Here is a 21,958-nt window from a genome sequence, read left to right as displayed (position 1 = left end):
CGAGTTTGGTCTCATGCCGAGAATCTTGATCGCCGACGACGAGGATTCGATGCGCACGCTGGTGGCGCGCGCCATCGCCATGGACGGCCACGAGACCGTCACCGCCCAGGACGGCGCCGAGGCCCTGGAGATCCTGACTCGCGAGGATGGCGCCTTCGACCTTTTGCTTACCGACATCCAGATGCCGATCATGGACGGCATCGCGCTGGCGCTCTCTGCGGCGCGCGATTTCCCCGACCTGACCATCTTGCTGATGACCGGCTTTGCCGACCAGCGCGAGCGCGCCTCGAACCTGAATGCGCTGGTGCATGACGTCGTGACCAAGCCTTTCTCGGTCGCCGATATCCGCACGGCGGTCGCCGATGCGTTGGCAGCGAAGAAAGGGTAGCGGCGGCGGCCAAATATTCCCCTGTCATGCCCCGGCTTGACCGGGGCATCCAGTACACCGCGGCTGATGTGGCAAGGGCGAGATCTTCAACGCCGGCCTCTGGAATACTGGATCGCCCGGTCACGGCCCGGCGATGACACCGCGTGTGGAGTCAAAGAGTGCGCCTCAAAACTCCTTCAGCAGCCGCTCGATGTAGTCGAGCTCGATCTGCGGGCGTGAGGGATCGCCGAGACGGCGGCGGAGCTCTTCGAGGATGCGGCGGACACGCTGGGTGTCGATCTCGCCGGGAATCTTGACGGTGTAATCGTCGCCAAATTCACGCCCGTGCAGCGGACGGCCCAGCGGGTCGGTCTGGTTGCCGCCGCTCTGCTGACGGCCGGCGCGCGGGCCGGGTCCGTCACCCTGGCCGTCACCATCGCCTTGCTGCATCGCCTCGGCCAACTTCTGCGCACCCTTGCGCATCGCGTCGAGTGCCTTGCCCTGCGAGTCCACGGCGCCGTCGGCGTTGCCATCGCCGAGCTTCGATCCGGCATCGCCCATGGCACCGTCGGCCGCATCCAGGCTGCCGTCGTCATCGCCCTGATCGCCGTCCTGATCGCCATTCTGGCCGGGCTGGCCCTGGTCGCCTTGCTGGCCCTTCTGTCCCTGCTGGCCTTTCTGCCCCTTCTCACCCTTCTGCCCGAGACCGCGCTTGGCAAGCTCGTCCTGCAGCTTCTTGAGCCGATCGCGCAGCCCCTGCTGGTCCTGCTGCAGCTCCGACATGGACTGGTCGCCCTGTTGCTGCTTGCCGCGGGAGCGCTCGCGCCGGGAATCCTGGCCCTGCTTGAAGGTCTTGTCGCGCAATTGCTGCTGCTTGCGGATCATGTCGCCGAGCTCGTTGAGCGCCTGCTCCATGTCGCTCTCGCCGGACTGTCCCGGCTGCGCCATCTGGAGGCCTTCCAGCATCTGCTGGAGCTGCTCGAGCAATTGCCTGGCGGCGTCCTTGTCGCCCGAGCGCGACAGGCGCTCCATGCGGTCGATCATGTTCTGCAGGTCCTGCTGGCGCAAGACCTTGGTATTCGGGTCGAGCGGACGGGCCAGCTGCTGCGGATCAGTGTTGTTGCGCAACTGCTCGGCGAGCTGGCGCATGAAATCGTTCAGCGCCTGGCGCAGATCCTGCGTGAGCTTCTTGATCTCTTCGTCGCTTGCACCGCGCTCCAACGCTTGCTTCAGCGCCTCCTGAGCCGCGCGTAGCGCCTTCTCGACGTCGGAGATCTTGCCGTCCTCGATCGTCACCGCGAGCGCCCACAGGCTTGCCACGACCTCGCGCAGGGCGTCATCGGTACGCGCGGCCTCGAGCTGCCGGGCCACGCTGTGCAGGCCGAGATACTGTCCGGGCTCCGGCGTGAACATTTCGGGCGCGATCATCAGCGCGTCGAGCGCGGCATAGACGTCGGAGTTCTTGTTGGCGTCGAGCGCGAGGATACGGCGCTGCTCGATCAAGGCCCGCGCCAGCGGCTTGGTGAAGAGCCGTTCGGGCAGGCGCATGTTGAAGGGTTCGCTCATGGCCTCATTGCCGGCCTCGTCCTTGGCCGTCAGGGTGAGCGTGACCTCGGCGCCGGCATAGGGGTCTTCGCTGAGATCCTTCACCGACTGGCCGACGCCGTTGCGGGTCCGCGCATTCGGCAGCGCCAGCGCAAATTGCGGCGGCTGGAACAGCGGACGCGGAGCGACCTTGGTGTCACCCTCGCCGGCCGCAGCCTTGGCACCATCCTTGGTGCCATCATTGGCATCGGCGGATCGCGGGGCAAACTTCGCCTCGGCGCCGGTGACGCCGTAATCGTCTTCGATCTTGTAGGAGAGCTGCAGCGCGCCGCGCGCCTGACGCTCCGGATCCTTGGCGAGCGCAATCGTCGGCGGACGGTCCGGTGTTGCCGCAAACGCCCATTGCGGCTGGCCCGATGGCGCACGGACCTGCGCGGTGCCGTCGCCGGAGATGGCAAAATGCCTTTCGTTGGTGCCCTTGGGACTGGCTTCGTTGGGGGCAACCTCCTTGAGGCCGCCGGAGACGGCGACATCCAGGCTGCCGCCGGAGGAGCGCACGATCAGGGTCGAGCCGGCGGGAACGGCAAGCGGGCCGCTGGGCGGCAACGCCGCGGCCTCCTTGTTGGCCGCCGACAGGATGACCGGCGGCTTGCCGGTGTAGAGCGGCGGCGTCACCCAGGCATCGACGCGGACATTGGCGGGCGCCAGCACCCCGTTCCAGTTGAAGGCCGCGCCAAGCCGCATCGCGCGTTCGTCACCGGCGGCGAAGAAGGTCGCCACCAGCATCACCATGACAAGGGCGCGCAGTGCCCAGGGATCGTGCAGCGCGAGCCGCGGACGCGGCAGACCGGCGCGGATGCGCTTGATGGACGCCAGCGTACGCTCGCGCTGCGCCTGCCACAGCGCCTGCGCGACCGGGTCCTGCGAGGTCAGCGTGTCCGTGAGCGTGGTGGCCGGGCGGTGACGGATGCCCGAGCCCCGGTCGAGCCGGGCGAGCGCGTCTTCCCGGCTCGGCCAGCGGAAGCGAATCAGGGGAAACAGGGCGGCGGCCGCGATCGCGGCGAACAGGGCAAGGCCGATGGCACGGGCCAGGAACGGCAGCGCCAGCCAGAGGCCGGCCCAGGACACCACCAGGAACAGGCCGACGACGGTCAAAAGACGCGCCGCATGAGGCCAGGCACGCTCCCACGCGATGGCATAGGTGGCCCGCTCGAGGGCCTGCGCCAGCTTCAGCCGCGACAGCGCGTCACTGTTGCGGATCGGATCTGACGGCTCGGGGGTGACGCCGTTCAATCAACTCTCCAGGTTGCCCGGTAGAGCAGAGCCTATCACAACGGCAGCACTGAGGCATCCGTTCCTGTACGGGAGAGCCCCCTTTTCCCGCATAACACGAGGACGTGACTGGCCCGGTTCAACCCCGTAACTTCCGCCCGCCATTCCCGAGAGAAAAGCGCAGGACAGATAGAGGAACGCCATGGACAAGAAGATGCACGACAAGGGCCTGGAAGTCCGCAAAGCGGTGCTGGGCGAGGCCTATGTCAACAACGCCCTGAAGAACGTCGACGATTTCAATCGTCCGTTCCAGGAGATGCTCAACGAATATTGCTGGGGCACGGTGTGGGGCCGCGAGGAGCTGCCGCGCAAGACCCGCAGCATGCTCAACATCGCCATGATCGCGATCCTCAACCGCCAGCACGAGTTTCGCGCCCATCTCAAGGGCGCGCTGACCAACGGCGTGACGCGCGAGGAGATCCGCGAGATCCTGATGCAGGTCGCGATCTACGGCGGCATGCCGGCCGCCGTCGACAGCTTCCGCATCGCGCGCGAGGTTTTCGCGGAGATCGACGGCAAGGCGTGAGACGCAGCGCCGTTCGTCGCCGTCGTCCCGGGGCGCGCGAAGCGCGAGCCCGGGACCTATAACCACAGGCCGATGTGGTTACGGGAATTCGGAGTTACCGTTTTGGCGCGAACAACTTCTCCCTGGGGTTATGGGTCCCGGGCTCATCGCTTCGCGATGCCCCGGGACGACGAGCGGAAAATGTGACTCCGCTCTCACGCACAACAACAAACAAAGGGAAACACCATGGACATCGGATTCATCGGGCTCGGAAACATGGGCTTCCCGATGGCGCGGCGGCTGATCGAGGCGGGACACAAGCTCGTTGTGTTCGACACGCGCAAGGACGTCGCAGGCAAGCTCGTGGCGCTCGGCGCCAGCGCCGCGACCTCGCCGAAGGACGTCGCTGATCAGGCCGAGACCGTCATGGCGAGCCTGCCCTCGCTGCAGGCTTCGCTCGACGTTGCCACCGGCGCGAACGGCGTGATCGAGGGGAAGCGCGCCAAGCGTTTCGTCGATCTCTCAACAGTCGGCTCGACGATGGCTGTGAAGATTCACGGACTTCTCGCCGAGCGTGGCATCGTGCAGATCGACTGCCCCGTCTCCGGCGGCGTCGGCGGTGCCGAGAAGGGCACGCTTGCGGTGATGGTGTCGGGACCGAAAGCCGAGTTCGAGCTGCTCAAGCCGGCGCTCGAGGTGATCGGAAAAGTGTTCTTCATCGGCGAGAAGCCCGGCGCGGCCCAGACCATGAAGCTCGCCAACAATTTCCTGTCGGCCACCGCGATCGTGGCGACGTCGGAAGCCGTCGTGATGGGCGTGAAGGCCGGGCTCGATCCCGCCGTGATGATCGACGTCATCAATTCCGGCTCGGGCATGAATACCGCGAGCCGGGACAAGTTTCCGCGCGCGGTGCTGCCGCGCAGCTTCGACTTCGGCTTCGCCACCGGTTTGATGGTGAAGGACGTGCGGCTGGCGCTGGAGGAGATGAAGCAACTCGGCCTGTCGATGGAGGTCGCCGACGCGGTCGGGCGGTTATGGGAGACGGTGATCAGCGCCGAAGGCGCCGAGTCCGACTTCACCGCGGCGATCAAGCCGATCGAGAAGAAGGCGGGTGTTGTGGTGGGTGGGAAAGGTGGCTTGGGAGGGAAGTAGCCGCTCCACACTCTGCTCGTCGTCCCGGGGCGCGCGAAGCGCGAGCCCGGGACCCATAACCACAGGACAACTTGTGGCGAAGGCTCGGAGTTACCAGCTTGGCGTCACAACGGCTGCCTGGGAGTATGGGTCCCCGCCTACGCGGGGACGACACCGAAGTTGTTGAGCCGGCGTCGTCACCTCACAGCCAGGGCGCGGGCCGATCCATTGCAATGAGCTGTTCCACCTCGATGCGCGGGCGCACCACGGCATATTGATCGTCCTTCACCAGCACCTCCGGCACCAGCGGCCGGGTGTTGTAGGTGCCCGCCTGCACCGCGCCATAGGCGCCGGCGGTCATGATGGCGAGGAGATCGCCCGGCTTCGGCGTCGGCAACGTGCGGTCGAGGGCGAGATAGTCGCCGGTCTCGCAGACCGGGCCGACGACGTCGGCCAAGATGGTGGCGGCTCCCTTCGGGGCCTGTGTCACCGGCAGGATGTCGTGATGAGCCTCGTACAGTGTCGGGCGGATGAGGTCGTTCATGGCGGCGTCGATGATGACGAAATTCTTGCCGTCGCCGTGCTTCACATAGATCACCTTCGCGACCAGGATGCCGGCATTGCCGACGATCATGCGGCCCGGCTCGAACATCAGCGTGCAGCCGAGATTGTGGCTGACACGCTTGACCATGGCGGCATAGGCCGCGGGCGCCGGCGGAGCCTCGCGGTCCATGTAATAGGGGATGCCGAGACCGCCGCCGAAATCGACGTGGCTGATGTCGTGGCCGTCGGCGCGCAGAGTCTGCACGAATTCGGAGAGAATCCGGAACGCGGTCTCCATGCCGGAGAGATCGGTGATCTGGCTGCCGATATGCACGTCGGTGCCGGTCACCTTGATTCCGGGCAGCTTCGAGGCGCGCGCATAGACCTCGCGGGCATGCGCGATCGGGATGCCAAACTTGTTCTCGGACTTGCCGGTGGAGATCTTTGCATGCGTGCCGGCATCGACGTCGGGATTGACGCGCAGCGAGATCCGCGCGGTCTTGCCCATCTCGGTCGCAAGCCGCGACAGCAGCTCGAGCTCCGGCTCGGATTCGACGTTGAGACAGAGGATGTCGGCGGCGAGCGCGGCGCGCAGCTCCGCCTCCGTCTTGCCGACCCCGGAGAACACGATCTTGCTGGCGGGAATGCCGGCGGCCAGCGCGCGCTTCAGCTCGCCGCCCGAAACCACGTCGGCGCCGGCGCCGAGCCGGGCCAGCGTGCGCAGCACCGACTGGTTCGAGTTCGCCTTCATGGCGTAGCAGACCAGCACCTTCTCGCCGGCAAAGGCCTCGGTGAAGACGCGGTAGTGCCGCTCCAGCGTCGCGGTCGAATAGCAATAGAACGGCGTGCCGACGGTGGCGGCCAGCTCGGACAGGTTCACCGCCTCGGCGTGCAGCACGCCGTTGCGATAGTCGAAATGGTTCATGGCGCAGGCTCGGTTGTGCCGGCTTATTTCCTGCCGGGAGGTTCGTCCAGGAGCGGGTCGAGAATAAACGGTTTCTTCCGGCCCTTGGCCGCCGCGGGCGCGGCATCCGCGCTGGAGGTCGGGTCGAACAGGCTCGGCGTCTTCTGGGCCGCGCTCTCGGTATCGACGGGCGCTGCGCCGGTGGCTGCAGGCGCGGTGGAGGCGGTCGGCGGCAGATCCAGCGGGCCCTTGCGGCCACACCCGGCAAGCGCGAGCGCCGTCAGGCTCAAGACAATGATGGCCCACCCCGAGCCGGCCGGGCGAAACTTTGACGTCACGACGAAATCCCCACTACGCGGGCCGCACCATACAGAGATTGGCGCGCTCTGGCGAGAGCCGGATGACCATGAAAGATCAGCGAAATTTTGTCCCTCAGCCCGATTTCCGCTCTTTTTCCAGCCGCTTCGCCCAGGCCTTGGCCTGCGACGCGACGTTCTTCGGCGCAGTGCCGCCGAAGCTGGTACGGCTCTTCACCGACGATTCGACCGAGAGCACGCCGAACACGTCCTTGGTGATCCTGGACTCGACGGCCTGCATCTCCTTGAGCGGCAGCTCGTGCAGGGCGACGCCGCCCTCGGCGGCCTTGGCGACGATGCGGCCGGTGACGTGATGGGCTTCGCGGAACGGCATTTTCAGCGTCCGCACCAGCCAGTCGGCGAGGTCGGTCGCGGTGGCGTAACCTTCGCCCGCGGCCGCCTTCATCTTGGCTTCGTCCGGCACGAGATCACGTACCATGCCGGTCATGGCGCGGATCGCCAGCGACAGCGCGGCAAAGCCTTCCATGGCGCCCTGCTTGTCTTCCTGCATGTCCTTTTGATAGGCGAGCGGCAGGCCCTTCATCACGATCAGGAGGCCATTGAGCGCGCCGATGACGCGGCCGGTCTTGGCGCGCACGAGCTCGGCGGCATCGGGGTTGCGCTTCTGCGGCATGATCGAGGAGCCCGTGGTGAACTTGTCGCTGAGCCTGACAAGACCGACCAGCGGCGAGGTCCAGATCACGATCTCCTCGGCAAAGCGCGACATGTGTACGGCACAGATCGCCGCCGCGGACAGCGTCTCCAGCACGAAGTCGCGGTCGGACACGGCATCCAGCGAGTTCGCCATCGGGCGGTCGAAGCCGAGCGCCTTCGCCGTGGCATGGCGGTCGATCGGGAACGAGGTGCCGGCGAGCGCAGCCGCGCCGAGCGGCGATTCGTTCAGCCGCTTGCGCGCGTCCTGGAAACGGCCGCGGTCGCGCGCGGCCATCTCGACATAGGCCAGCAGATGATGGCCGAAGGTGACGGGCTGAGCGGTCTGCAGATGCGTGAAGCCGGGCATCACGGTTGCGGCGTGCTCCAGCGCGCGCTCGACCAGCGCCTGCTGGAACGCGGCGAGCGCGGCCTCGGTCTCGTCGATGACGTCGCGGACGAACAGGCGGAAGTCGGTCGCGACCTGGTCGTTGCGCGAACGCGCCGTATGCAGGCGGCCGGCGGCTGGGCCGATCAGCTCGGACAGGCGACTCTCGACGTTCATATGAATATCTTCGAGCGCGCGCTTGAACGTGAAATCGCCCTTGCCGATCTCTGACAGGATCGTGTCTAGACCCTTGCCGATATTTTTCGCATCAGAGGCCGTGATGATGCCTTGGCTGGCCAGCATCGCGGCGTGGGCCTTGGACGCGGCAATATCCTGGGCGAACAGGTGACGATCGACGTCGATCGAGACGTTGATCTCTTCCATGATCTCATCGGGACGTTCCGAGAACCGGCCGCCCCACATCTTGTTGCTCATGATCGCCTGCTTCACGCCTTGCTTTTGGCCGCCGCACGTTTGCCGACTGCTGCCAGCCGTATTAAGAGGCCCCTGATAGCCATATCTGCGACCGGATGACAAACGATATGCTCGACAAGACGCCCTCCGCCAGGCGCCGGATCCCCCTCATCGTCGCCGCCGTGGCGGTCGTGGGCCTGGCCGGCTTCGCTGCGCTATATGGGCTCGGCCTCGGCCGGGCGCCGGTGGGCGATCCGACCTGCAAGCCGGCGGTGGCGACGGCGCAAAGGATCGCCCCGCTCGCCCACGGCGAGGTGGCGGCGCTGACCATGGCCGCCGCGCCATTGAAGCTGCCTGACCTTGCCTTCGAGGATGTCGAGGGCAAGCCGAAGCGGCTGTCCGACTTCCGCGGCAAGACGCTGCTGGTGAACCTCTGGGCGACCTGGTGCGTGCCTTGCCGCAAGGAGATGCCGGCCCTGGACGAGCTCCAGGGCAAGCTTGCGGGCCCGAATTTCGAGGTGGTGGCGATCAACATCGACACCCGCGACCCCGAGAAGCCCAAAACCTTCCTGAAAGAGGCCAATCTTGTCAGGCTCGGCTATTTCAGCGACCAGAAAGCCAAGGTCTTTCAGGACCTTAAAGCCGTGGGACGGGCGCTGGGCATGCCGACCTCGGTGCTGGTCGACCCACATGGCTGCGAGATCGCGACGATCGCGGGGCCGGCGGAATGGGCGAGCGAGGACGCAATCAAGCTGATCCGGGCGGCGACCGGAAAGGCCGCCGCTTCACTCTGAGATATTCAGGCGGTGACGTTGAGATTGCCGCCGACGCCGGGGCCGACATTGGCGAGCGAGGGCTGGCCGGCGCCGAGCAGCGTCAGGACGGTGGATTTCTCCATATCCGCGTTCTGCTTGGTCAGCGTCGCCGCAATATTCGACTGCAATGCGCCTTGCTGAGCGGCCAGCATGCTGCTGACCATAGCCATCATGTCCATTACGCGACCCTCTTACCGGCGGCAGCCTAGGCGCGAGGAGTTAATGGGACATGAACTGTCACAAGGCGGATCGCATCAGCCGTAGGGTGGGCAAAGCGGAGCGTGCCCACGCGCCTTTTCCGATCGAGAGAGCTGGTGGGCACGGCGCTTTGCGCCTTTGCCCACCCTACCGCACTATCGCTTAACGCGTCGGCACCGGCTTGGCGCCGCGGTAGTCGTAGAAGCCGCGCTGGGTCTTGCGGCCGAGCCAGCCGGCCTCGACGTATTTCACCAGCAGCGGGCACGGGCGGTATTTGGAGTCGGCCAGGCCCTCGTGCAGCACTTGCATGATGGAGAGGCAGGTATCGAGGCCGATGAAATCGGCAAGCTCCAGCGGGCCCATCGGATGATGCGCGCCGAGCTTCATCGCCGCGTCGATCGCCTCGACATTGCCGACGCCTTCATACAGCGTGTAGATCGCCTCGTTGATCATCGGCAGCAGGATGCGGTTGACGATGAAGGCCGGGAAATCCTCGGAGACGGCGACCTGCTTGCCGAGCTTGCCGACGAATTCCTTGGCGGCCTCGAAGGTGGCGTCGTCGGTCGCGATGCCGCGGATCAGCTCGACCAGCTCCATCAGCGGAACCGGGTTCATGAAGTGAATGCCGATGAAGCGCTCCGGGCGGTCAGTGGCGGCGGCGAGGCGCGTGATCGAGATCGACGACGTGTCGGAGGCGACGATCGCCTCCGGCTTCAACACGGCGCAGAGCTCGTGGAAGATCTTGCGCTTGACCTCTTCCTTCTCGACCGCGGTTTCGATGACGAGGTCGCAATCAGCGAGGTCATCGAGTTTCTCGGCGGGCGTGATGCGCGACAGCGCCTTGGTCTTGGCCTCCTCGGTGACGACCTTCTTGGAGACCTGGCGCGCCAGATTGCCATTGATGGTGGCCATGCCCGATTTGAGGCGGTCGGCCGAAACGTCGTTGAGCACCACGTCGAAGCCGGCGAGCGCCGCAACATGGGCGATGCCGTTGCCCATCTGACCTGCGCCGATCACGCCGACCTTCTTGATCACTGCCGCCATAATGTCATCCACCGGAACGGCGCGCATGTCGCGCCTGCCTGTCCCCCGAGCCGGGAGGACCGATTTAATCAGAACCTTGGCTCGAAACCTAGATTGGATCGCTTCGAAGGCGCGTCCCACGCCAAAGAAACCGCCTCGGAAATACAACACCGGCCGGAGTTTATACCTCCGGCCGGTGTTTTCGATGCCTTTTACTTGCCGAGCTTGCCGAGTTCGTCCGTCAGCTCCGGAACCGCCTGATAGAGATCGGCGACCAGGCCGTAGTCGGCGACCTGGAAGATCGGCGCGTCCTCGTCCTTGTTGATCGCAACAATCACCTTGGAGTCCTTCATGCCGGCCAGATGCTGGATCGCACCGGAGATACCGACCGCGACATAGAGCTCGGGGGCCACGACCTTGCCGGTCTGTCCGACCTGCCAGTCGTTCGGCGCATAGCCGGCGTCCACCGCCGCGCGCGAGGCACCGACACCGGCGCCAAGCTTGTCGGCGAGCGGCTCGATGTACTTGGCGAAGTTCTCGCGGCTCTGCATCGCGCGGCCACCGGAGACGATGATCTTGGCCGAGGTCAGTTCGGGACGGTCGCTCTTGGCGACTTCCTCACCGACGAAGGTCGACAGGCCGGGATCGGCGGCCGCCGCCACGGTCTCGACCGCGGCACTGCCGCCTTCGCCCGCCGCAGCGAAGGTCGAGGTCCGCACCGTAATCACCTTCTTGGCGTCCTTCGACTTCACCGTCTGGATGGCGTTGCCGGCATAGATCGGACGCTCGAACGTGTCGGGCGCGACCACCTTGGTGATCTCCGAGACCTGCATGACGTCGAGCAGAGCGGCGATGCGGGGCATCACGTTCTTGAAGCGCGAGGTCGCCGGCGCGACGATCGCGTCATAGCCGGATGCCAGCGACACGACCAGCGCGGCCAGCGGCTCGGCGAGATCATGCGCGTAGAGGTCGCCATCGGCGAGCAGCACCTTCTTCACGCCGGCGAGCTTGGCGGCGGCATCCGCCGCGGCCTTGGCGTTCTGGCCGGCGACCAGGACCTCGACATCCGCACCGAGCGCGGCGGCCGCGGTCAGGGCCTTGTTGGTGGCGTCCTTGAGCGACGCATTGTCGTGTTCGGCAATCAGAAGCGTCGTCATCAGAGCACCCCGGCTTCGTTCTTGAGTTTCGACACCAGCTCGGCAACGTCCTTGACCTTGACGCCGGCCTTGCGGCCCGCCGGCTCCGTCGTCTTGAGAACCTCGAGACGCGCGGCAATGTCGACGCCGTAATCGGCGACGGTCTTATCAGCGATCGGCTTCTTCTTGGCCTTCATGATGTTGGGCAGCGAGGCGTAGCGCGGCTCGTTGAGGCGGAGATCGGTGGTGACGATCGCCGGTCCCTTCAGCTTCACGGTCTGGAGGCCGCCATCGACTTCGCGGGTCACCTTGAAGTCGGTGCCTTCGACATCGAGCTTGGAGGCGAAGGTCGCCTGCGACCAGCCGAGCAACGCGGCCAACATCTGGCCGGTCTGGTTCGAGTCGTCGTCGATCGCCTGCTTGCCGAGAATGATCAGGCCCGGCTGCTCTTCGTCCGCAACCTTCTTCAGGATCTTGGCAACGGCGAGCGGCTCGACGATGCCTTCCGCCTTCACCAGGATGCCGCGGTCGGCACCCATGGCAAGACCCGTGCGGATCGTCTCCGACGCCTGCGCCGGCCCGATGGAGACCACCACGACCTCGGTCGCCTTGCCGGCTTCCTTCAGGCGCAGCGCTTCCTCGACCGCGATTTCGTCGAACGGGTTCATCGACATCTTGACGTTGGCGAGTTCAACGCCCGATCCATCGCCCTTGACGCGGACCTTGACGTTGTAATCGACCACCCGCTTTACCGGCACTAAGACCTTCATCGATCCTCTTTCACTCAATTTGGGAGGGGGGTTATCAACTGGCGCGGAACCTAAAGGCCTGATCTGCCCCGGTCAACGCGCGAACGGGCCTAATTTTGGCCTTCTGAAATGCGGGCGCACGATGGGTCAGCGGTGCTGGCCGGGAACCCAGAGCACGTCGCCGGCGCCATTGCCGTTAGCCGTCCGGCTCGCCACGAACAGGAAGTCGGACAGGCGATTCATATATTGGATGCCAGCCGCGTTGACCGGCTCGCCGGGACGAGCCGCCAGTTCCACCATCACGCGTTCCGCCCTGCGGCATATTGTGCGCGCGACGTGGAGGTAAGCCGCAGCCGGCGTACCGCCGGGAAGCACGAAAGAGGTCAGCGGCGCGAGCGTGTCGTTAAGCATGTCAATGTCGCGCTCGAGCCGCTCGACCTGACTCGCCACCACCCGCAGCCGCTCGGCTTTGCCCTCCCGCTCGGGCACCGCGAGATCGGCGCCGAGGTCGAACAGATCGTTCTGGATGCGGCCGAGCATCGCGTCGAGCTCCGGCACGGCTTGGGTGTGGAGCCTGACCACGCCGATCGCGGCGTTGGTTTCGTCGACGGTGCCGTAGGCTTCGATGCGCAGATCGTATTTTGGGCGCCGCTCGCCGGTTCCGAGAGCAGTGGTGCCGTCGTCGCCTGTCTTCGTGTAGATGCGGTTCAATACGACCATGGTCAGCGCCCCATCGCCCAGATCGCCGCCATTGCGATGATGATCGCCACGAACTGCAGCAGCACGCGCCAGCGCATCAGCTTCTGGGAGGTGTTGGGCGAACCGCCGCGCATCATGTTGATGAGCCCGAGCAGCAGCACCAGCGCCACGGCGCCGGCGGCGGCCGGCAGGATGAAAGTACTGAGGAGAGATGCCATCGGGGCTAGATAACACCGCGTGCGGCGCTCCGCCATCTCCCCGATTCGTCATTCCGGGCTCGCGCTGCGGGCGCCCCGGAATGACAGCGCGGCACTTCGCGAACTGGCTTTTGGGTCAATAATATCAGATGGTAGCGTGATGATTTCCGATTTGCGCCCATTCCCTGTTCTCCCGATCTCTCCCTGCCCGCGGGGCGAGAGAGCAGCGGTGTAGGTGCCAGGTGAGAGCGATCCGCTACATTTACGTCGTCGCGATGGACGCGTTCTACACCTTCCTGGCCGATGACGGCTGGGCGATCGCGAGCCACATCGCGCTGTCGACGCTGATGGCGCTGTTCCCGTTCCTGATCGTGCTGACCTCGCTCGCCGGCTTCTTCGGCTCCAAGGAACTCGCCGACCAAGCCGCCAGCCTGATGCTCCAGGTTTGGCCCAAGCAAGTCGCCGATTCGATCTCGGGCGAGGTGCATGACGTGCTGACCACGACCCGGACCGGCCTTTTGACGATCGGCGCGGCGCTGTCGGTCTATTTCGCCTCAAACGGCGTCGAGGCGCTGCGGGTCGCGCTCAACCGCGCCTACGCGGTGGTGGAGATGCGAAGCTGGTACTGGCTCCGGCTGGAATCGATTGCCTATACGATCATTGCGGCCTTCACGGCGCTCGCCATGGCGTTCCTGATCGTGCTCGGTCCGCTGATCATCGAGGCCGCGCGGCGCCACATTCCGCTGTTCGTCGAATCCAACGAGAGCATTCTCACCTGGGTGCGCTACGGCATCTCCATCGGCGCGCTGGTGATCGCACTGCTCATCCTGCACGCCTGGCTGCCGGCGGGACGGCGCAGCTTTCTGCAGATATTGCCCGGCATCGTCTTCACCATCGTGGCGTCGCTGATCTCGAGCATCGTGTTCGGGCAATATCTGGCCCGCTTCGCCAACAACTACGTGACGATGTATGCGGGCCTGGCCTCGGTGATCATCGCGTTGGTGTTCCTGTATTTCATCGCCGCGATCTTCGTTTACGGCGGCGAGCTCAACGCCGCGATCATCAAGTCGCGGCTTCCTCACGGCGTGTCGCTTCAAGCAGCGCAGTCGCTAAAGCCCTCGGAGACACAGGCTTGACCAGGAAGGCGTCGGCACCGGCCTCGCGCGAGGCAGCCTCGTCCTCGCCGCGGCCCGACACGCCGATGATCGGAATCCGGGCGAGCGGCGTCGCCAGCGCGCGGATCCGCCGGATGGCCTCGATGCCGTCGATCCCTGGCAGCACCATGTCCATCAGCACCGCGTCAAACGCGCCCAGTTCCAGCCGGTTCACGGCATCCTCGCCGCGCCCGATGAACTCGGCTTGATGGCCAAGCTCGGTCAGGATCGTGTTGAGCACGACGCGGCCGAACGGGTTGTCCTCGACGCTGAGCACGCGAAGAGCGGGCACCCTATCAGGCCCGCTGCCGTCATTCGCCTTGCGGGACTTGCCCGGTTCTGCCTCATCCAGCGACACCGTCAGCGTGAAGGTGGCGCCGCCGCCACGGCGCGCAGCGACGGTGATGTCGCCGCCCATCGCGCGCGCCAACTGCTTGACCGAGGAGAGCCCGAGGCCGGCGCCGCCGAAGCGGGCGGCGATGGTGACATTGGCCTGGGTGAACGGGCGGAACAGCCGCTTGATCTCGGCCATGGTCAGGCCGATGCCGCTGTCGGACACGGAGAAGGCGACGCCGACCCTGCCCTTCGCTTTGCCCTTGCCGGGGCGCCACGGCTCGACGGCGAGCGCCACGCCGCCCTGGTCGGTGAATTTCACGGCGTTGTCGATCAGGTTCTCGAGCGCGGCACGCAGGCGGACGGAATCGCCGACCACGAGGCCGGGAAGTTTTTCGGAGATCCGAACCTCGGCCTGGAGACCTTTGGCCGCGGCGCGGCCGGCCAGCGAATCGCCGGCGCTGCGGGCAAGCGCTCGCAAATCGAACAGGTCCTGCCGCAGCGTACTGCCGCCCTTCCCCGTTCCCTTGCCGGTTCGGGCAGCGTCCACGAACAGCGTGGCGAGGCTCGCCAGATGCTCGGCGCCGGCCTTGATGGTATCGGCCCAGCGCCGCTCCCGCTCGCCGAGATCGGAGGTCGCGAGCAGGTCGCTGATCGCCAGAATGCCGGTCAGGGGGGTACGCACCTCATGAGCAAAGGCGGCGAGCGCCGCCTGGACCACGTCAGGCGTGACCGCCTTGCTGCTGCGCTTTCGCAGCCGGCCGGCCGCCCCGGACGGCTTCCGAGGCGGTCGCCTGGACGTCCGCGTGGTGCGCACTGGGCGCGTTTTCGCCGCCATAGATCCCCTTCGAAGTACCCTCTTCGAACCCCGCGCTGTCCGAGCATGGCACGGAGGAACACCTGGAGTCACGGCGGCGTTTTGCTAACCCCCAGAGAAACTTAACCTAATCCCATCAGCTGGCGGATGCCGGCGGGCGTGAGGCCGGCCGCGCGCAATTCGCGCAGTCCGGTCGAGCGGCTGGATTTCGACAGCTTCCGTCCCGCGTCGTCGCGAATCAGCCGGTGATGGCGGTAGACGGGGGCAGGCAGGCCGAGCAGGACCTGGAGCAGGCGGTGCACCGCGGTGGCGTAAAACAGGTCCTGGCCGCGCACGACCTCGCTGACGCCCTGGAGCGCGTCGTCGACGGCAACCGAGAGATGGTAGCTGGTCGGCGTCTCCTTGCGGGCCAAGATCACGTCGCCCCACGCCTCCGGCCGCGCCGGCACCATGCCACGCTCGCCGTCCGGCCCCTCGCCCAATTCCTTCCAGCTCAGACCGCCGGTGCGGCGGCAGGCGGCTGCCATGTCGAGCCGCAGGGCGTAAGGCATGCCCGTATCGATGAGTCGGTCGCGCTCGGCAGCGGAGAGCGACTTCGCATCGCCGGGATAGAGCGGCGCGCCATCCGGATCGCGCGGCCACGGCCCGTCGGCCTCGCGCGCCGCCACCAGCCGTGCGATCTCGGCCCGGCTTTCGAAAGCGGGATAGACGAGGCCGAGCGCAGAGAGCTTATCCAGCGCCCCGCGATAATCGGCGAGATACTCCGACTGCCGCCGCACCGGCGTCTCCCAGGCAATCCCAAGCCAGGCGAGATCCTCGTACATCGCCGCCTCGAACTCCGGCCGGCAGCGCGTCATGTCGATGTCCTCGATCCGCAGCAACAGCCGCCCGCCGGTTTCCCGCGCGCGATCGAAGTTGAGCAGCGCGGAATAGGCGTGGCCGAGATGCAGAAAGCCGTTCGGGCTGGGGGCAAACCGGAAAACGGGTGGCATGGATTCTCACGAGGCTTGTCATGGCCGGCTCGACCCGGCCATCCATCTTCCAAGGACTCTGTTACGATAGGAGATGGATGCGCGGGTCAAGCCCGCGCATGACGAGTTGAAACACCATGACCATCCACCTCGAAACCCAGTCCGATCTCGAAGAAGCCGTCCTTGCGCTGATCAAGCGCGATCCGCGCCTGAAGCCCGTGCTGGAGATCGCGGGCATGCCGGCGCTGCGGCGGCGCGAGCCGGGCTTTGCAGGGCTCGCGCACATCGTCTGCGGGCAGCAGCTCTCGACCGCGAGCGCCGCCGCGATCTGGGGGCGGCTGTCGGCGGCCTTCGATCCGTTCGACCATGACGCGGTGCGCCGCGCTCGCACCGACCGGCTCGGACGGCTCGGCCTTTCCGCCGCCAAGATCAAGACGCTCAAGCATCTCGCCCGCGAGATTGCCTCGGAGCGGTTGAATCTCGACGTGCTTGCGGAGGAAGATGCCGATGCCGCGCATCACACCCTGATTGCGTTGCCTGGCATCGGCCCCTGGACCGCCGACGTCTACCTGTTGTTCTGCCTCGGCCATGGCGATGCCTGGCCGGCCGGCGACCTTGCGGTCCAGGAGAGCATCCGCATCGGGCTCGGCCTGAAGGCGCGCCCGACGGAGAAGCAGATGGCGCCGATCGCCGAGCCCTGGCGTCCGCTGCGCGGCGCCGCCGCGCATCTATGGTGGAGCTATTACCGCGCGGTGAAGAAGCGTGAGGGCGTGCTCGCGGGATCGACCTAGCCGCGCAGCCGCTCGCGATCGGCGCGGGCACATGCGGCCACGAATTCGACCACGGCCCGCACCGCTGGAAGGTCGACGAGGTCGGGATGAGCCAGCAGCCACAGGTCGGCCACGCTGGCGAGCTTTCGCGGAGCGACGCGCACGAGGTCGGGATAGCTTTCCGCGACGAAGCAGGACAGCGCAGAGATTCCGATCCCTGCGCGCACGGCCGCCAGCATGTCGCCTTGCGACGAGCAGCGCATCACGATCGTGCCCTGGCGCGTGATCGTGTCGCTCCATCGGGCCAGTTGCGCGTTGGAGTCCTGATCGGCAAAGCCGACGATGCTGTGCCCTTTCCACTCGCCGCTGCGCTCCGGCAAGGACCGGCCCGCGGCATAGTCGCGCGAGGCATAGAAGCCGGTGCCGAGGCGGCCGATCTTGCGGCCGACGAGATTTTCCTCGCCGCTGTCCACCGGACGCAGCACCACGTCGGCTTCGCGGCGCCGCACGCTGGCCGGAAACGGATGCGTGATGATCTCGAGCCGGATGTAATCATGCGCGCTCAGAAAGGCACGCAGCCGCGGCATCAGCCAGTGCGAGGCCAGCGTCGCCCCGACCGACAGCTTGACCGTGCCGCGCGCATTGCGCCCGCCGGCGCCGACCGCGGCCTCGGCCCTCAGCGCGGCGGCGGCCATGGCCTCCGCATGTTCGCGCAGCGTGCGGCCGGCGGCGGTGAGCACGAAGCCCTCGGCCGCGCGAGCCAGCAACTTGGTGCCAAGCTGCGTCTCCAGCGCAGCGATTTTGCGGCTGACAGTCGGATGGCTGGCGTGCAGCCGCCGTGCCGCCGCAGTGAAACTGCCGGTATCCGCCACGGCCACGAAGGTCTTGCAGAGATCCCAGTCCACCGGCGGCTCCGTTCAAAATTGAATACGCGGATGTTCAATCTTGAACGATCCCCGCCGCGCCGTCCAACTCTATAATGGGTTCAAACGCGAGGCGGGAGATTATCGCCAGTGCGACAATCGACAATGGAAGCGCTCACCTTCGGCCGGAAAGGGCCGGCGCGGCGCGTCGTCAGGAGGATCGGATGGCATTGCCCGCCTTGCTCAAGAACTCGCTCGAGCTGCCCGTGGTCGGCTCGCCCCTCTTCATCGTCTCCGGGCCGGAGCTGGTGATCGCCCAGTGCAAGGCGGGCGTGGTCGGCTCGTTTCCTGCGCTCAATGCCCGCCCGGTCGAGAAGCTCGACGAATGGCTGAGCCGCATCGAGGACGAGCTCGGCGAATACAAATCGCGCAATCCCGGCAAGAAGGTCGCGCCCTACGCGGTCAACCAGATCTGCCACGCCTCCAACGACCGGCTGATGAAGGACATGGAGACCTGTGTGAAGCACAAGGCCCCCATCATCATCACCTCGCTGCGGCCGCCGGCGGAAATCGTCGAGGCCGCGCATTCCTATGGCGGGCTGGTGTTCCACGACGTCATCAACGTCAAGCACGCGCGCAAGGCCGCCGAGCAGGGCGTCGACGGCCTGATCCTGGTCTGCGCCGGTGCGGGCGGACACGCCGGCACGCTGTCGCCCTTCGCGCTGGTGCGCGAGGTGAAGCAATGGTTCGGCGGCGCGATCCTGCTGTCGGGCGCGATCAGCGATGGTTTCGGCATCGCATCCGCGCTGACGCTCGGTGCCGACCTCGCTTATATGGGCACGCGGTTCATCGCGACGCAGGAAGCCAATGCCGACGAAGCCTACAAGTCCGCGCTGACGCAGCACGCCGCGCACGACATCGTCTACACCAATCTGTTCACCGGCGTGCACGGCAACTATCTGGGACCGTCGATCGCGGCTGCGGGGCTGGATCCTGACAATCTCCCCGCCGCCGACAAATCCAAAATGAACTTCGGTTCCGGCGGCAACATGAAATCGAAAGCGTGGCGCGACATCTGGGGATCGGGCCAGGGCATCGGCCAGATCACCGACGCCCCGCCGGTCGCCGAGCTGGTCGACCGCATGAAGGGTGAATTCGACCAGGCAAGGCGCGAATTCCTGATGCGCGCGAGCGCCTGACGTTTTGGACTTGCAACAAGACACGGGAGGACATCATGAAGCTGGCAGCCGCACTGATTGGCATGTCCCTGCTGGCCATCGCCAGCGGTGGCGCCCATGCCGGGGGCGCCGACGAAATCCGCATTGGACAGACCCTGCCCTATAGCGGTCCGGCATCCGGCTTCGGGGCGATCGGACGGACCCAGGAGGCCTTCTTCGAGAAGATCAACGCCGAGGGCGGCATCAACGGCCGCAAGGTCAAGTTCATCACGTTGGACGATGCCTATTCGCCGCCGAAGACGGTGGAGCAGACCCGCAAGCTGGTCGAGCAGGACGAGGTGCTGATGATGTTCGGCTCGCTCGGCACCGCCACAAACAGCGCGGTGCAGCGCTATCTCAACGGCAAGAAGGTTCCGCAGCTATTCGTGCTCTCCGGCGCGACGAAATGGGCCGAGCCGCAGAAATATCCGTGGACCATGCCCGGCATGGCCGCCTACGAGTCCGAGGGCGTGGTCTATGCCAAGCACGTGCTCCGCACCAAGCCCGGCGCGAAGATCGCCATCCTGTCCCAAAACGACGATTTCGGCCGCGACTATGTCGCCGGCTTCAAGCGCGCGCTCGGCGACAAGGCCGCCAGCATGATCATCGCGGAGCAGACCTACGAGACCAGCGCGCCGACGATCAGCTCCCAGCTCTCGACCCTGAAGGCCTCGGGCGCGGACGTGCTGTTCGGCGTCGTGCTCGGCAAGTTCACCTCGCAGATGATCAAGGGCGTCGCCGAGATCGGTTGGAAACCCGAGCTCTTCTTCGTGCCGACCTCGGCCTCGTCGATCTCGTTCCTGGAGCCGGCCGGGCTCGACAACGCGGTCGGCCTGATCTCGTCGAGCAATCAGAAGGACACGATGGACCCGCAATGGGCCAGCGATCCCGGCGTGAAGGAGTATTTCGCCTTCATGAAGCAGTACATGCCGAATGCGGACCTCTCCAACTCCAACTACGCAGCCGGCTACCACTACGCGACCTTGCTGATGACGGTGCTGAAGGCGTGCAAGGACGATTTCAGCCGCGACAACATCCTGCGCCAGGCCGCCTCGCTGAAGGAGGTGAAGCTGCCGCTGCTGTTGCCAGGCATCAGCGTGAGCACCGGCCCCGACGACTATCTGCCGTTCCAGCAGCTGCAGCTCCGGCGCTTCAACGGCAAGAGCTGGGTCGGATTCGGCGACGTGCTGGACGATCGCTGACCAGAACGGAATAGGACAGACCATGATCATCAGCGGCGAACGCCAGATCGGCTATGCCGAGATCCAGGCGCGCATCAGACGCGCGGCAGGCGGCCTTCGTGCCCTCGGGCTTGCCGAGGGCGCACCGGTCGCCATGATGCTGCGCAACGATTTCGCCTTGTTCGAGGTGGTTGCCGCCTCCGCCGCGCTGGGCAGCCCGGTGGTGCCGATCAACTGGCATCTCAAGGCCGAGGAGGTCCGCTACATCCTGTCCGACAGCGGCGCGAAGATCCTGATCTGCCACGCCGACCTGCTGCCCCAGATCCACGGCGGCATTCCGGAGGATGTCCGCCTGCTCGTGGTCGCGACGCCGCCCGAGCTCGCGGCGACCTTCGCCATTTCCCCGGAGCTGACGGCCGTCCCGGCCGGACTGGCTGATTGGGACCGTTGGCGTGACGGCCATGCGGAAACGCAGGCGCCGCCGCGCCGTGCCGCGGCGATGATCTACACCTCGGGGACCACGGGCATGCCGAAGGGCGTGCGGCGCATGCCGATGCAGCCCGAGCAGGCCGCTGCCTCCGAACGCGTCGGCGCGATCACCTACGGCATCAAGCCGCGCGAGGACCAAATCGTGCTGATCAACGGTCCGATGTATCATTCGGCGCCGCATTCCTACGGCATGATGGCGTTCCGCAACGGCTGCACCATCGTGCTCCAGCCGCGGTTCGACGCCGAGGAGCTGCTGGCGCTGATCGAGCGCCACCGCGTGACCCATCTCCACATGGTACCGACCATGTTCGTGCGCCTGTTGCGCCTGCCCGAAACGGTCAGGCAACGATACGACCTGTCGTCCCTGCGGTTCGTCGTGCACGGCGCGGCGCCCTGCCCGCCCGAGGTGAAGCGGGCCATGATCGACTGGTGGGGACCCGTCATCAACGAATATTTCGGGTCGACCGAGACCGGCATCCCGGTCTGGCACTCGGCCGAGGAGGCGCTGAGGAAGCCCGGCACGGTCGGCCGCGCCATCGAAGGCGGCATCGTCAAGATCTTTCGCGAGGACGGCAGCCTCTGCGGCGCCAATGAGATCGGCGAGATCTACATGCGCCAGACCGCGGTGCCGGACTTCGACTATCACGGCAAGGCGCAGGCGCGGGCCGAGGCCGGGCGCGACGGCCTCGTCAGCGTCGGCGATGTCGGCTATCTCGACGAGGACGGCTATCTGTTCCTGTGCGACCGCAAGCGCGACATGGTGATCTCGGGCGGCGTCAACATCTATCCCGCCGAGATCGAGAGCGTTTTGATTGGAATGCGGGGGGTGCGCGACTGCGCCGTGTTCGGCATTCCGGATGCGGAATATGGCGAGCGCTTGTGCGCATGCGTCGAGCCGGAGCCCGGTGCGCAGCTCTCCGCCGCCGCGGTGCAGGCTTTCCTGCGCGAGCGCCTGGCCAACTTCAAGGTGCCGAAGGAAGTCCAATTCCTGGCTGCGCTGCCCCGCGAGGCAACCGGAAAGATCTTCAAGCGCAAGCTGCGCGATCCCTATTGGGCGGACACGAGCCTGGGCAGCGCCGGAGGCGCCTGAACGGGACCGGCGCGGCCGGCCATATTCCGATTGAGCAGGGCAGCATACATGTCCTGCCGGCTTGGCGGCTTTTGGCGGGCGGCGAAACCGTATAGCCTTCGATCTCAGGAAACGCCGCGA

Annotated in this window: 22 protein-coding genes; 9 read left to right on the top strand and 13 right to left on the bottom strand. The window is 66.1% G+C overall.

The window, feature by feature from the left end; genetic code table 11:
- The first annotated feature begins 13 nt into the window (after window positions 1-13).
- The gene (locus AC3WLX_RS27690; protein WP_492338342.1) at window positions 14-388 is read left to right on the top strand and encodes a response regulator; all 375 of its coding nucleotides are present in this window, start codon (window positions 14-16) and stop codon (window positions 386-388) included.
- A gap of 165 nt (window positions 389-553) precedes the next feature.
- On the opposite strand, the gene AC3WLX_RS27685 is transcribed toward AC3WLX_RS27690, so the two are convergent.
- Window positions 554-3,205 (bottom strand): TIGR02302 family protein, encoded by a 2,652-nt coding sequence (locus AC3WLX_RS27685; RefSeq protein WP_492338341.1) that lies wholly within the window; start codon window positions 3,203-3,205, stop codon window positions 554-556.
- Between the two features lie 181 nt (window positions 3,206-3,386).
- Between AC3WLX_RS27685 and AC3WLX_RS27680 the strand changes: the two genes are divergently transcribed.
- Both AC3WLX_RS27680 and AC3WLX_RS27675 read left to right on the top strand, forming a co-directional pair.
- Window positions 3,387-3,770 (top strand): carboxymuconolactone decarboxylase family protein, encoded by a 384-nt coding sequence (locus AC3WLX_RS27680; protein ID WP_028134137.1) that lies wholly within the window; start codon window positions 3,387-3,389, stop codon window positions 3,768-3,770.
- Window positions 3,771-3,995: 225 nt separating this feature from the next.
- Window positions 3,996-4,901 (top strand): NAD(P)-dependent oxidoreductase, encoded by a 906-nt coding sequence (locus tag AC3WLX_RS27675; protein ID WP_492338340.1) that lies wholly within the window; start codon window positions 3,996-3,998, stop codon window positions 4,899-4,901.
- A 181-nt stretch (window positions 4,902-5,082) separates the two neighbouring features.
- Here AC3WLX_RS27675 and lysA read toward each other — a convergent pair whose 3' ends face one another.
- From lysA to argH, 3 genes are all read right to left on the bottom strand, one after another.
- Complete coding sequence (lysA, locus tag AC3WLX_RS27670; protein WP_492338339.1) at window positions 5,083-6,348, bottom strand: diaminopimelate decarboxylase; 1,266 nt, start codon at window positions 6,346-6,348, stop codon at window positions 5,083-5,085.
- Between the two features lie 23 nt (window positions 6,349-6,371).
- Window positions 6,372-6,665 (bottom strand): LPS translocon maturation chaperone LptM, encoded by a 294-nt coding sequence (gene lptM, locus AC3WLX_RS27665; protein ID WP_291629752.1) that lies wholly within the window; start codon window positions 6,663-6,665, stop codon window positions 6,372-6,374.
- A gap of 94 nt (window positions 6,666-6,759) precedes the next feature.
- Complete coding sequence (gene argH / locus AC3WLX_RS27660; RefSeq protein WP_492338338.1) at window positions 6,760-8,157, bottom strand: argininosuccinate lyase; 1,398 nt, start codon at window positions 8,155-8,157, stop codon at window positions 6,760-6,762.
- 107 nt (window positions 8,158-8,264) lie between these two features.
- Between argH and tlpA the strand changes: the two genes are divergently transcribed.
- On the top strand, window positions 8,265-8,930 hold the full coding sequence (gene tlpA / locus AC3WLX_RS27655) for a thiol:disulfide interchange protein TlpA (protein WP_492338421.1): 666 nt from the start codon (window positions 8,265-8,267) through the stop codon (window positions 8,928-8,930).
- A 5-nt stretch (window positions 8,931-8,935) separates the two neighbouring features.
- Here the strand turns inward: tlpA and AC3WLX_RS27650 are convergent, their stop codons facing one another.
- From AC3WLX_RS27650 to AC3WLX_RS27625, 6 genes are all read right to left on the bottom strand, one after another.
- A complete protein-coding gene (locus AC3WLX_RS27650) occupies window positions 8,936-9,130 on the bottom strand; it encodes a hypothetical protein (protein WP_025033571.1) in 195 nt (64 codons plus the stop codon).
- Window positions 9,131-9,311: 181 nt separating this feature from the next.
- Window positions 9,312-10,193, bottom strand: a complete 882-nt coding sequence (locus AC3WLX_RS27645) for a 3-hydroxybutyryl-CoA dehydrogenase (RefSeq protein WP_057028383.1) — start codon at window positions 10,191-10,193, stop codon at window positions 9,312-9,314.
- A 191-nt stretch (window positions 10,194-10,384) separates the two neighbouring features.
- Entirely contained in the window at window positions 10,385-11,329 is a 945-nt protein-coding gene (locus tag AC3WLX_RS27640) for an electron transfer flavoprotein subunit alpha/FixB family protein (protein WP_492338337.1), read from the bottom strand.
- A complete protein-coding gene (locus AC3WLX_RS27635; protein WP_492338336.1) occupies window positions 11,329-12,078 on the bottom strand; it encodes an electron transfer flavoprotein subunit beta/FixA family protein in 750 nt (249 codons plus the stop codon). Before AC3WLX_RS27635 ends, AC3WLX_RS27640 begins: the two co-directional genes overlap by 1 nt.
- A gap of 126 nt (window positions 12,079-12,204) precedes the next feature.
- A complete protein-coding gene (locus tag AC3WLX_RS27630; protein ID WP_492338335.1) occupies window positions 12,205-12,777 on the bottom strand; it encodes a cob(I)yrinic acid a,c-diamide adenosyltransferase in 573 nt (190 codons plus the stop codon).
- A gap of 2 nt (window positions 12,778-12,779) precedes the next feature.
- Window positions 12,780-12,974: a twin transmembrane helix small protein gene (locus AC3WLX_RS27625; protein ID WP_291627473.1), complete on the bottom strand. Its 195-nt coding sequence runs from the start codon at window positions 12,972-12,974 to the stop codon at window positions 12,780-12,782.
- 221 nt (window positions 12,975-13,195) lie between these two features.
- Here AC3WLX_RS27625 and AC3WLX_RS27620 point away from each other — a divergent pair, with 221 nt between their 5' ends.
- Window positions 13,196-14,089: a YihY/virulence factor BrkB family protein gene (locus AC3WLX_RS27620; RefSeq protein WP_291627475.1), complete on the top strand. Its 894-nt coding sequence runs from the start codon at window positions 13,196-13,198 to the stop codon at window positions 14,087-14,089.
- On the opposite strand, the gene AC3WLX_RS27615 is transcribed toward AC3WLX_RS27620, so the two are convergent.
- Together AC3WLX_RS27615 and gluQRS are read right to left on the bottom strand one after the other, a co-directional pair.
- The gene (locus AC3WLX_RS27615) at window positions 14,016-15,278 is read right to left on the bottom strand and encodes an ATP-binding protein (RefSeq protein WP_492338334.1); all 1,263 of its coding nucleotides are present in this window, start codon (window positions 15,276-15,278) and stop codon (window positions 14,016-14,018) included. The two genes, AC3WLX_RS27620 and AC3WLX_RS27615, sit on opposite strands and share 74 nt — an antisense overlap.
- Window positions 15,279-15,379: 101 nt before the next feature.
- Window positions 15,380-16,249, bottom strand: coding sequence for a tRNA glutamyl-Q(34) synthetase GluQRS (gluQRS, locus tag AC3WLX_RS27610; RefSeq protein ID WP_492338333.1), 870 nt, complete (start codon window positions 16,247-16,249; stop codon window positions 15,380-15,382).
- Window positions 16,250-16,365: 116 nt separating this feature from the next.
- Here gluQRS and AC3WLX_RS27605 point away from each other — a divergent pair, with 116 nt between their 5' ends.
- Window positions 16,366-17,019: a DNA-3-methyladenine glycosylase family protein gene (locus AC3WLX_RS27605; RefSeq protein ID WP_492338332.1), complete on the top strand. Its 654-nt coding sequence runs from the start codon at window positions 16,366-16,368 to the stop codon at window positions 17,017-17,019.
- Here AC3WLX_RS27605 and AC3WLX_RS27600 read toward each other — a convergent pair.
- Entirely contained in the window at window positions 17,016-17,903 is an 888-nt protein-coding gene (locus tag AC3WLX_RS27600; RefSeq protein WP_492338331.1) for a LysR family transcriptional regulator, read from the bottom strand. The two genes, AC3WLX_RS27605 and AC3WLX_RS27600, sit on opposite strands and share 4 nt — an antisense overlap.
- Before the next feature lie 182 nt (window positions 17,904-18,085).
- Between AC3WLX_RS27600 and AC3WLX_RS27595 the strand changes: the two genes are divergently transcribed.
- From AC3WLX_RS27595 to AC3WLX_RS27585, 3 genes are read left to right on the top strand one after another with little or no spacing between them, the layout of a single operon-like run.
- Entirely contained in the window at window positions 18,086-19,060 is a 975-nt protein-coding gene (locus tag AC3WLX_RS27595) for an NAD(P)H-dependent flavin oxidoreductase (protein WP_492338330.1), read from the top strand.
- Window positions 19,061-19,095: 35 nt separating this feature from the next.
- Window positions 19,096-20,280, top strand: a complete 1,185-nt coding sequence (locus AC3WLX_RS27590; protein WP_492338329.1) for an ABC transporter substrate-binding protein — start codon at window positions 19,096-19,098, stop codon at window positions 20,278-20,280.
- Between the two features lie 10 nt (window positions 20,281-20,290).
- Window positions 20,291-21,838: an acyl-CoA synthetase gene (locus AC3WLX_RS27585; protein WP_492338420.1), complete on the top strand. Its 1,548-nt coding sequence runs from the start codon at window positions 20,291-20,293 to the stop codon at window positions 21,836-21,838.
- The last annotated feature ends 120 nt before the right edge of the window (window positions 21,839-21,958 follow it).

Source organism: Bradyrhizobium sp. FW305-F6 (assembly GCF_058782905.1).
This window is presented reverse-complemented; position numbering and strand designations above follow the sequence as displayed.